This is a genomic window from Pirellulales bacterium (genome assembly GCA_036490175.1).
Lineage (GTDB): Bacteria > Planctomycetota > Planctomycetia > Pirellulales > JACPPG01 > JACPPG01.
Genome location: DASXEJ010000013.1, coordinates 1 through 11231 on the forward strand (window position 1 = coordinate 1; position 11231 = coordinate 11231).

Sequence of the window (11231 nt, forward strand, 5' to 3'; positions counted from 1 at the left end):
CCGTCAGCACGATTGCCAAGGATGCGGGCCTGCCGGGCACGTCCCGTTGGATACGTCGTGGTGCCGCGAGCCTGGTCGAGAACCAGAAGGCCGGCAGCGCCTGGAAATTCCTCAATCACTCGGTCCCGACCTTGTTTGAGAACCATTATCGAGTTGAAAGGCTCGTCGATCCTAACCCTATCGCGCCACCGGAGGTCGCATTCCCTGAGGCCCTTGCAGACCATCCACAACCACCGATCGCAATCATTGATCCAGTCGAACAAGAAAGGCGATGGGAACTCAACAGAATCGCAACCAAACGGTGCAGGGATCGCAAGAAGGCGGAGAAAGGCGGCGCCGCATGACCGATGCCGACCTTCTCGCAATCCTCAAGAAGTTGAGGAGTGTCAAGGACGGCACAGTGTTTGAAACGCATCAGGTTCGCTTGGTGCTATCCCACGCCACCAAAGTCGAACAGAAGCTCGCCAAGCGGCACGAACGGCTCTGGCAACTACGCAGAGCGGCGGAGAAGCAATTCTTAGCGGGCTGGCCCGATATCAGCCCGTGGAAAGAGTAGCAGCGTAGCAGCCGCAGGACCCACCTTGAAACATGGGCCCTGGCCGCCCCGGTCGGTGAATCCGGGGCACTTTTCAACTCCGCTGCCGCCTGCGGGCGCTGGCGGGGTGCTTTCAATTAAATCGATTCGAGGAAAGGTGAGACATGGCAAAGGGGAAAAAGGTACGTGCGTTCTATGAGATCCACACCGAAGGTGAAGGGAGTTCTTTCTTTTCGTTTGAGGACATCATCGAGAGCGACGACATGCGCGAGCAAGTCGCAAGCATGGCATTGGCAAAGCTCGTCGAGGTCAGTCGGCAGTATAAGGACGCGCTTCAGCTATTCGCGGAAAGAAAACATACGCCAGTGGTTGATGCTGCGCTTAGGCATTTGACCGCAATTAGCAAGGACAGAAAGCTTCTCGGTTAATTCGGCCAAGCGGCCGAGGAAGGTGACACATGGCAAGTATCTCAACAGACGGCAAGGGCAACCGGCGAATCCTGTTCGTCGACAAGGCCCGCAAACGTCGCTGCGTGCGACTCGGCAAGATGCCGATGAAATCCGCCGAGAAGGTCTGCACCAAGATTGAGGCGTTGAACTCGGCCGAGACGGCTGGCAATAGCCCTGATCGTGAGACAGCGGAATGGCTGAGAACCCGCGACACCCGGCTTTACGACAAGCTGGCGGCTGTGGGGCTGGCGCCGGAACGAGCCGCCAGGGAAGCATCGACGCTGGGGTTGTTCCTTGATCGATACCTTGCGGCCAGGACTGACATCAAGCCCGGCACCCGTGTCCTGCTCGAACGTGTCCGGGCCAGCCTTGTGGAGCACTTTGGCGCCGGCAAACTGCTCGCAGCAATCTCCCCTGGCGATGCCGATGAGTTCCGCCTGCACCTGCAAGAGACCATCGGCGAGAACACCGTTCGTCGCATGTGTGGCCGGGCAAAGCAATTCTTTCGTGCGGCGGTACGCAAGCGATTGATCGACCAGAACCCCTTTGCCGATATGCGGGATTGCACAGTGCAAGCAAACCGCAGCCGAGAATACTTTCTGAGCCGCGACGACGCCGACAAGGTGCTGGCAGCGTGCCCTGACGCCGACTGGCGGCTGATATTCGTCCTGGCGCGCTACGGCGGCCTGCGGTGCCCCAGCGAGCATCTAGGGCTAACCTGGGGCTGCGTCGACTGGGAGCGTGGCAGACTGCGTGTGCCGAGCCCTAAGACGGAACGACACGAAGGGCGCGAGGCGCGCTGGATTCCGCTGTTCCCAGAGATCCACAAGGAACTCGATGCGTTGTGGCAGCAGATTCCGGAAGGGACGCCCGGCGATGCGCCGATCGTTACTCGTTATCGGTTACAGACCCAGAATCTTCGCACGACGCTGAAGATCATCATCCGGCGGGCAGGGCTGGAGCCGTGGCCGAAGCTGTTCCAGAACCTGCGCAGCACGCGCGAGACCGAGCTGGCCGAGACGTTCCCGATTCATGTGGTATGCGCGTGGCTGGGGAACACGACGGCAATCGCAGCTAAGCATTACCTGCAAGTCACCGAAGAACACTTCGCCAAGGCGTCGGAAAAAGCGGCGCGCAAACAGGCGCAGTACGCGGCGGTAACGGCGGGTATCGACGAGAAACCGGAGAGCAGCGCGAAGCAAAACTACCCAGCAGTACCGCTTTATACCGCTGCACACGGCGAATTCAGTGGCCCCGCAGGGGTGCGAAACGTTCTGGGAAAAGAAGTGCCTCAACCGGGAAAGCCCCCATTTTGCCGCGGCAATTGCCGGGATCCTGGCCGAAGGGGGGTAAAGTGGCGATTCGAGCGCAAAAGAATGTAGCGCTAAAATCTGCGGGCGGCCATGCGAGGCCTAAAACCGATGGCGGCCAGAACCGCTAGTTGTGCCAGCGTGGCTTTACGACCAGCAGCGTCCGATCGCGAGGCGACGGCAAATGCGGCGCGGAAATCTGAAAGCGCAGTGCGGCCGCCAGCTCTCGCGCGCTCGCTTGCGATTTATCCGCCGCCAGACGCGCCATGGCTGACAGGTCGAGCGGGCCGGCCGCGCCGTTCAGCAGACGACTATCGACGATATCGCTGCCGTTCAGCACCAGCAGCGTTTCGCCCGGCTTGATGGCGTGCAGTTGCGGCTGGTAAGAGGTGTTCGGATCGCGTGCCAGCGGCAACGACACACGAGATAATAGTTGCCAACCATTCTGCCGCGCGAGCAGAGCCGTGACGTCGCCAGCGGTTGCCAGGCGAATATGGCCCGTGCCATCCAGCAGTATGTAGACAAGCGAGGCCGACTGCAGTCCGGCGGCGGCTTGCCACAGGTCGCGGTTGACCTGCTCCAATAGCTGATGCGGCTCTCGTGCCGTCTCGGCATGAGCGCGAACCGCTGTCCGCATGATTCCCGACAACATGGCCGCCGCGATACCCGGGCCGGTCGCCGAGCCAAGGACGACGCTCAGACCGTCATCTCCGCGCGGAAACCAGTCGTAGAAATCGCCACCTAGTCGTTCACCGCGCAACGTCCAGGCATCGATGTCCCATCGGTCCGACTGCGGAGAGCAACGCGGCAACTGAAATTCCTGCAAGCGTTCTGCGTCGGCCACCTGGCGTTTGAGCGAGGCCGCTTGCAGTCCCTCTTGCATCAACACTTCGCGTTCTAAATCGCTGGCAAGTCGGCCAGCCACGATCTCGACGAGATTCACTTCCTCGTCGCTGAAATCGCGTTCGCGGGCCGAGAAGAACCACAGCGTCCCGAGTGGGATGGCCGCGGTCGAAATCGGCACGCAGATGGCCGCGGCGGCCGCCTCGGGAGCGTTCCATTCAGAACGGATCGCCCGGTTCTTCATCACCACGGCGTGTCCGGCCAAAGCTTCGAGATCGGCCGTGGCCGTGCGCAAGGCGCGCGGCGCAACAACCAATCGCTCGCGAGGCAGCCCGAACGCGGCCCGCAGCTTTAGTTCGGTCGTGGCCGAATCCAGCAGATAGATCGCCGCCGCAGGGCAACCGATCGCCTGGGCTCCGCCGCGGAGAACGGCTTCCAGTCGTTCGGCCAGATGGGGCCGTGCGGATTCGCGTTCGATCACAGGCACGCCGGTGGCCAATTCGGCTTCGCGCTTGCGTAGCTCTTCACGAGCCACGTGCAGCTCGCCCATCAATTGGCCGATTGCGCCGGCCAGCTCGCCGGCAAGGTCCAATTCGACAGAGGGACCTTGCTCTCTTAGTTCCGATCCGCCGAGATCAATCCTGAGGTGTCCGGGAGAAACTCCAACGCCCGGATTGACCGGGGCGGACCACAACAGGTCATGTTCGTTTTGCGGAGGGTGACCAGGAACGAATCGCAGCGACCAGCCGGTCGCCCGTTCAAAGGCCTGACACAGGTCATGGACCGCTCCGGACGCTTTGCGTCCGAGCTGATCGACCGTTTCCAACCGCTCTTGAAACAATTTCAGATGATTCGGCGTGGACCGGGACACGGCGAGCCTTCCTGCTGGGGAACTAGCGGTAACGACAATCGCGGCGCGGTCCGATCTTGTTCCTTCGTCGATCGCCAAACGGCCGCAGGTGCATGGCAAATCTGCCTTGGCTCTTCTGCGCCGCAAGTACCGCGACCCATCGGAAGGGAACGGACCGGTCAAACGATTCCTCGCAATTCCACAATCACCGTCGCCCCGCGCTGACGCGTTTTTCGGGCAGCTCGGCCGAAGGGCATCAAGGCCGCTGCATGATCCAGGGGGCGGGATCGTCAGTCGGCACTCTGGCCTTCTCGAGAGGTGCTCACTTGCGCGTTGGCGGTTGACAGTTGCTTGTGGGTACTCGCCATCGCGGGCTAACGTCATCCGGAAGCAAGCGCCACGGCGGGGCGGGCCGTGAGACACGCAGAGCTTCGCGGACGGTAGCGCGGGAAAGCAAGCACGAACCGCTTTCGCAGTTCGCCCAGCATCCGTGACCGGCAGGATTTAGCATCGACCCACACCCCCCTGCGACGTGAGTCGACAACTGCGAGGTATCACGCGCGCGGGTCGTAACGGGCGTGTGGTGTAGGCAATCTTTCGGGTGTACCGCTTCGGTCTCGCGATTATCCACGCGCCGGCGAGCCCATAGCAGCAGCAGCAAGAGAATCCGTCATGAGCAACTAACGTGCGATGCCGTCTGTTTCACGGCATACAGTTTGCCCTCACGCTGGGTAAACACGCCCGTGCAAACAAGCGACTCAAGCTGTTGCTCGATGACAGCACGTAATTGAGCACTTGTGCTTGCAAAACCCAGCGCACGCGACACAGCTGTGACAACGTCGCTCGGACTGGCGCCCGAGTTCGCGGCGACGATCTGGATCGCGCCTGCGCGAATTTCGGCGGGAGGGAGCATTTCGGGTTTCCGCAGGCTTTGGGAGACGTCGGACCTATCACGAACCAGTGGATTAGCGGCCCCGGGAAAACAATAGAAATCTTGTTCTGCATCCACCAACCGCTGCTGCGAAGCAGTGTGTAATACATTCCTCACAGTCTCGATCGAACGTTTCCCGGTACGGCCTCCGCCAGTCAGTTCGACGACCCGACGGGTCAATTCGTCTATATGGATGGGGCCCTCAAGTTGAACCACCTTCAAGACGAGCGAACGCACCTCGTCCGGCGGCATTTCCGCAACCGCCCCTTGAGGTGCGGCGAACGTGGCTTGCTCATAAGGAATACTCAATGAGCTCTCACGTGCGTGCGAAGGGACGATCGCGATCCTTTCGATTTGGTCATCCGGAGCTGACGGATGAACTACGGCGGAATGATTGTTGACCGCTCCGTTACGGGTGGCCCACTCGGTCTTGGCTTGTTCGATGGCTGCCAACGTCTTTCGCAATTGATCTTCGGGTCGATGAAACCAATCCGTGCTCCAGATGCGATGAATAATCCAGCCCCGGCTCCGCAAAATGCTTTCGCGCAAACGATCTCGATCACGCGCCGATCGCGACGAATGGTACGTTGCTCCGTCGCATTCGATGCCAAGAAGGTAACGCCCCGGACACTCCGGATCCACGACCGCCAGATCAATAAAGAACCCCGCCAGGCCGACCTGACTGACAACTTTAAAGCCATGCCCTTCCACCGCGCGGGCCACCTCTGCTTCAAATTCGCTATCGAATCCTCGATCGGTGGAAATGCCGATGTCCAAGACACCCGTACGAGCATAATGCAGGAATGTCTTGAATGCCTGCGCGCCTCGCGAGCGAGCGCGTTCGAGATCAATGTTATCGTCCGTAATAGACGAGAATACTTCACAGCGATCGCGTGCCCGGCTGATTAGGACATTAAGACGACGCTCGCCCCCGTCAGTTTGCAAAGGCCCAAAATTCATCATCAAGTTGCCGTTGGCATCGGGACCGTAGCCGACCGAGATGAAAATTACGTCGCGCTCGTCTCCCTGGATGTTCTCTAAGTTCTTGATAAAGAAAGGATCTGGTTGGCCCGGAGAGAAGAATGCTTCGCAAGTGGGATCCTGCCGACGTAACAATTCCAATTCGTCACGAATGGCGTCGCGTTGTGCGACAGAAAAGGCACCGATTCCTAGGCTCTTTTCGGGAGCTGTTCGGGCGTGCTGCATAGCTGCCTGCGCGACAGCTTGTGCTTCCACTCGATTCGTGGCCGAACCTCCGCGGTCGAATACGCCCGTCGTAACATGGTGAAAGCTTAAGCCTTGATGCTCCGAAGATCGCACGGCGCTGGGAACGACGAAGAGCCGGCTGTTATAAAATTCGCGGTTCGAGACGGCAATCAGCGATTCGTGACGGCTGCGGTAGTGCCAGCGCAGCATCCGCTGCGGCATCCCCTGGGCAGTACAAAACCCTAGAATGCTTTCGACGTCCGACGCCGAGAAAGCGTCATCCTGCTCGTCGCCGTTACCATCCCCGTCAGCCAGCATCTTGTCGAAAAAGCGCGTTGGCGGAAGTTGCTTGTCGTCCCCCACGACTACGATCTGCCTGGCCCGAGCGATGGCTCCCAGTGCATCGACTGGGTTAACTTGACTGGCCTCGTCGATCAGCAACAAATCAAACGTCAACTGGCCTGGTTCCAGGAATTGTGCCACCGATATAGGGCTCATCATAAACACGGGCTTGATGGCCTGAATCGTTGTGCCAGCTTGCTTGAGTAGTTTGCGTACGGGGAGATGGTTCCGTTTCTTTTCGATCTCTCGTTGTAAAACTCCGATCTCGCCAATGCTCATGTGCCCCTGCGGAGTCGTGGCATGGTGCGCAAGAGCTACTTCGTGCCGCGCAAATGCAATCCTTTGCTCGTCGCGCGACTTGAACATGGCGACCAGGCGATCGTGGGACTGGCCGTCAAATTCTGATAAGGTTGAAGAGGCGTGCATCGCGGAGCGCATGATCTGCTCGAAATACGCCATTAAGAGAATATCTTCCGCCTGCTCCCACTTGACTGAGCCGTCGTACATTTTTGCTGCCAGGCCCGCCATGCCGCGCGTTGCTAGTTTTTCCCAACGTGAACGAAATAAGATCCATTTGGTCAACGATTCCGGAGACGCCTGCCACGCTTGAAAACGCATTTTCAGATCGTCGAGCGGTACGGCGTGGAGATTGCCATACCCAAACGCTACCTGCAGATTTAGGCCGAGTCCTTGGAAAATTAGCTCGGCTTCCTGCAGCGCCGTTTTCATGTCGGCGGCAATCTGAGGGAGCAATCGTTTGATCGCCGCCGAATCGCCCATTCGCGCCATGACTTGCCGAAACACATTTGGCAATTTGATATCACGGCATTCCGACTCCCATCTGTCGATCGCCTCGAGAGCAGCCCAATCGGATTCGACGCCTTGCCATTTGGCACCAAAGGCCAGCCGCCCGAGTTGATCGTTGTCCTCCGCGACATCGATACTCCACCGCGCGCTCTGCCCTTCGATCAAACTGTCAAGAATACCCAAGCGCTCAGTCAGAGGCCCCGGCGGCTTGACCACTAGCAAGCCTCGCAGGGTTGCCTGGGCCTCGCGATAGTCCTTGTTGAACCACCGGATCCAGGAATGTCCATGCGCCGCAAGATGGTGGCGAACCTGGCGCACTTCAACAGTCCACGCCGATTCGACCAATATGCCGGTTAGCTTAAGTTGTTGGGTGAAAAACGTTTGGCCTGCCTGTAGCAGTTTGCTGATCGCCGCGCGGCGCGTCTGCCATACGTCGTGCGCGATACTCGCCCGGTCCATATCTGGGGCGCTCGACAGTCGGTGCCCCAGTCGCGCGAGCGTGGCAACGTCGACCACAGAATCGCCGGTCTTGGCGTGCAGTTCGCGCGCCAGCGCATTTGTTCCTACGGCCAAATGATCTAATCGCTGGATCACCGCGTCGATGCGGGTTTTTAGACGTTCCACGTCCATCGGCATGATGGCACCAACCGAAACGCCGCGCCAGGGATGATGGGCGGGAACGCCCACGCCTTGCATATGAAGAGAAACATCACGCAGCAGGTTAACGCTTTCTAATCGCTGTTGTGGAGTCCAATCGGAAGCCCCGATAACTTCGAAGTCGGCGGGCGCCACACCCTTGGCGCGCAACTCCACCAGATGACCAAGTATTTGGAACGGTGATAGACAAGACTTCGGCAGCGGGCGGTGCAACGCGTCGACATGCCCATTTAACTTGTCGCGCAACATTGTCAGGTCTTCGATCAATTCCTTGCCGATCTGCGGTTTCGGGTAACCCAGGCGCAAGGTCTTGGCCAAGTCCTCAAGCACAACGCGTTTATTCGCCTTATTGCTGTGTAGTTCAAGGCACATCTCGCCCAAGTCAACCTTTTCAAGACGCCGCTTCACAACGTCCAGCGCCGCCATTTTCTCGGCGACGAATAGGACTCTTTTGTTCTCCTTCACGGCCGCAGCAATCAGATTCGCAATCGTCTGCGATTTCCCGGTGCCAGGCGGCCCTTGAATCACAAGGTTGCGGCCTCGACGCACTTCTTCAATAGCCACCGCCTGGGAGCTGTCCGCATCGACCACATGCACAAGGTCGCGTGGCGGGATTAGTGGATCGATCTTATCATCGTCGCCACAGATGGGTGGCTCACTGCTGAATCCGACTTCCAGCAAGCTGGCGATGAGCGGATGCTTCGCCAACGCGCTTTCGTCCGGCCAATTTTCCGGGCGCAGGTCGCGATACATCAAGAACTTGGCAAACGAAAAGAACCACAGCACCATATCGTTGGGGAGCACTTCCCATCGCGGCTGACTCTCGATAGCCTTGGCCACAGCGCCGAAGTACACCATTGGCGAAAGTTCTTCCAGCTCAGGTACGTCCGGCAGACGAACACCGAACTCGCCATCAAGCTTCGCTTGCAAGGATAGATTGGTCGCGATTTCCTCTTCGCGCAATTTCAATTTGAAACGCGAACCCGCGCTTTGGCGACCTAATTCCACTGGAATCAGCAAAAGCGGTGCGTATCGTGCCCGGTCCGAACTAGGGGCTTCGTACCACTTCAAGAATCCCATGGCCAAATAGAGAATACTGACGCCCTGCTCTTCTTCAAAAGTGCGGGCGTCATGAAATACATTCAAAAGGCGCTTTTGCAGCGATTCGGAAGTGAGGCCCGTTTGTAGCTGCGCGTCGACGTGTCGTTGCGCCAGGCCGTTCTCCGCCAGCACATCGTCGTCTGGTTGATACAACAGCGACGGCGCGTCGCCGCCGTCCCCCTCGACGTCATCAATGAAAGCATCTTTGCCGGGAATGAAACTGAGGGATTTCCCCTCACGAACCAGCAATCGGAAGACTTCTGCCGAAAGTTCGTCGATGATCTCAACGCTGCGCGTGCGCGACGTCCCACGCGGCGTGCTTATGAGACGATTTCGACCTGAAAGGTCCAGAAGATCTTTGCGGCTACGCTCAAGCCGACTGCAGATCGTGTCGATCGATGCCATCGCCACTTAGCCCCATCGCCGGCGTGATCGAGTTTCAATTGAAAGTTGATCGGAGATCTACTAACGCACTCTTCCCAGGCAACGATAGCGTAGCCCTCATTCTGAGAAATATCTAGCGAGCGCCTACAACGTCCTACAGCCCCTGGCGTCTCGACGCAAGCTTTAGCGGTTAGATGGATTGGGAGGATCGTGGGAATTGAGATTTGGCACGAGTGGCCGAAATCAACGTCCAATCAAGTGCCTTGCTCTATTTGGCAGCTATCTGGAAAACGGGCATTTCGTGGTCAAGATGCTTTGTACCCCTTACGACTTGATCAAATCCTTCACGGTCTTGCCCGAAGGGATCATGGGGAGCACGTGCTCTTGATACGGCACCTCGACGTCGAGAACGTAGGGGCCGTCGTAGGCAATCATCTCGCGCAGGGCGTCGACCAGTTGCGACTTTTCCTTCACCGTGCCGGCGCCGCAGCCGAAACCGCGGGCGATTGTCACGAAGTCGGGATAACGATTCTTGGGACCCAGGCCATCTCCCTTGCCAATCGCTTCAGGATTATCGATTGGCCCCAGGTACGTGTGGGCACGATTGCTGGCGTGGAAGCGATCTTCCCATTGCACGACCATGCCCAAATGCTGGTTGTTCAATAGCAGGACTTTGACCGGTAGCTTCTCGCAGATGCACGTCGCCAACTCTTGAATGTTCATCAGAAAGCTGCCATCGCCATCGATATCGATGACCAGCCGGTCTGGGTGCGCGGTTTTAGCGCCCATCGCGGCCGGCAAACCAAAACCCATCGTTCCCAATCCCGAACTCGACAGCCAGGAACGTGGCTCGGTCAGCTTGAAATGCTGTGCCGCCCACATTTGATGCTGCCCCACGCCGACGGAAATGATCGGTCGTTGGTCAGCAACAAGTTTCGACAGCTCGGAAATGGCGTGTTGGGGCAAAATTCCCGGGAAAGACTTGTCGTACGAAAATGGATCCGACTTCTTCCACGCGGCAATCTGCTGATTCCACTCGGTCAATCCCCCTTCAGGCGGCTCGACGATCTTGTTCAGCTCGGCGAGTGCGTACTTCAGATCGCTGACGATGGGAATGTGCGCTTCTTTATTCTTGTTGATTTCCGAAGGGTCGACGTCAATATGCACGATCTTGCCGTGCTTGGCGAACTCCGAAACCTTGCCCGTCACACGGTCGTCAAACCGCACGCCAAAAGCCAACAGTAAATCGGCGTCGTTCACAGCGTAATTGGCGTACACACTGCCGTGCATGCCCAGCATGTCGAGCGCCAGCGGATCCCCAGCCGGATATGCGCCCAGGCCCATCAGCGTCATGGTCACCGGAATTTGTGTCTTGCGTGCCAGTTCGCGCAGCTCATCGCTGGCGCCGCTGGCGATGACGCCGCCGCCGGCATAGATTACCGGACGGCGCGAGCGCTTGATGGCGGCTGCGACCTGCGCAATCTGCTCGGGGCGCGAATGCCGGTCGGCTACGTGGTAGCCGGGCAGATTCATCGGCGCGTTGTAGTCGGGCACCGTCTGCGACTGCTGCACATCCTTGGGCAGATCGATCAGCACAGGTCCGGGCCGGCCTGTGGTGGCCAGGTGGAACGCCTCGCGCACCACCCGCGCCAAATCATTGACGTCCGTCACCAGGTAATGATGTTTCGTGATGCCGCGGCACACTTCGACGATCGGCGTTTCCTGAAAAGCATCGGTGCCAATCACCGAGGTGCCGACCTGGCCGGTGATCGCGATCAGGGGAACGCTGTCTAGCTTGGCGTCGGCGATGCACGTC

The 11231-nt window shown here is 58.7% G+C and carries 7 protein-coding genes; 4 read left to right on the top strand and 3 right to left on the bottom strand.

All coding sequences use genetic code 11. The annotated features are described in order from the left end of the window. The 4 genes from VGG64_01105 to VGG64_01120 all read left to right on the top strand — a co-directional run. On the top strand, positions 1-344 hold a 344-nt coding region (locus tag VGG64_01105; GenBank protein HEY1598168.1), incomplete at its 5' end, for a hypothetical protein. Beyond that, positions 341-556: a hypothetical protein gene (locus VGG64_01110; GenBank protein ID HEY1598169.1), complete on the top strand. Its 216-nt coding sequence runs from the start codon at positions 341-343 to the stop codon at positions 554-556. The genes VGG64_01105 and VGG64_01110, both read left to right, overlap by 4 nt. 143 nt (positions 557-699) lie before the next feature. Continuing rightward, positions 700-963 (top strand): hypothetical protein, encoded by a 264-nt coding sequence (locus tag VGG64_01115; protein HEY1598170.1) that lies wholly within the window; start codon positions 700-702, stop codon positions 961-963. A 29-nt stretch (positions 964-992) separates the two neighbouring features. After that, a complete protein-coding gene (locus VGG64_01120; GenBank protein HEY1598171.1) occupies positions 993-2366 on the top strand; it encodes a tyrosine-type recombinase/integrase in 1374 nt (457 codons plus the stop codon). Positions 2367-2421: 55 nt separating this feature from the next. On the opposite strand, the gene VGG64_01125 is transcribed toward VGG64_01120, so the two are convergent. The 3 genes from VGG64_01125 to ilvB form a co-directional block, all read right to left on the bottom strand. Further along, positions 2422-4008, bottom strand: a complete 1587-nt coding sequence (locus VGG64_01125; protein HEY1598172.1) for a SpoIIE family protein phosphatase — start codon at positions 4006-4008, stop codon at positions 2422-2424. A gap of 649 nt (positions 4009-4657) precedes the next feature. Then, positions 4658-9436, bottom strand: a complete 4779-nt coding sequence (locus tag VGG64_01130) for a DUF3320 domain-containing protein (protein HEY1598173.1) — start codon at positions 9434-9436, stop codon at positions 4658-4660. A 303-nt stretch (positions 9437-9739) separates the two neighbouring features. After that, the coding region (gene ilvB, locus VGG64_01135) for a biosynthetic-type acetolactate synthase large subunit (protein HEY1598174.1) at positions 9740-11231 on the bottom strand (1492 nt) is incomplete at its 5' end.

What these genes read in the sequence shown, in the direction of transcription:
- VGG64_01115 (HEY1598170.1), top strand. Translation starts at nt 700, where the DNA reads ATGGCAAAGGGGAAAAAGGTACGTGCGTTCTATGAGATCCACACCGAA.
- VGG64_01130 (HEY1598173.1), bottom strand. Translation starts at nt 9,436, where the DNA reads ATGGCATCGATCGACACGATCTGCAGTCGGCTTGAGCGTAGCCGCAAA.
- VGG64_01110 (HEY1598169.1), top strand. Translation starts at nt 341, where the DNA reads ATGACCGATGCCGACCTTCTCGCAATCCTCAAGAAGTTGAGGAGTGTC.
- VGG64_01120 (HEY1598171.1), top strand. Translation starts at nt 993, where the DNA reads ATGGCAAGTATCTCAACAGACGGCAAGGGCAACCGGCGAATCCTGTTC.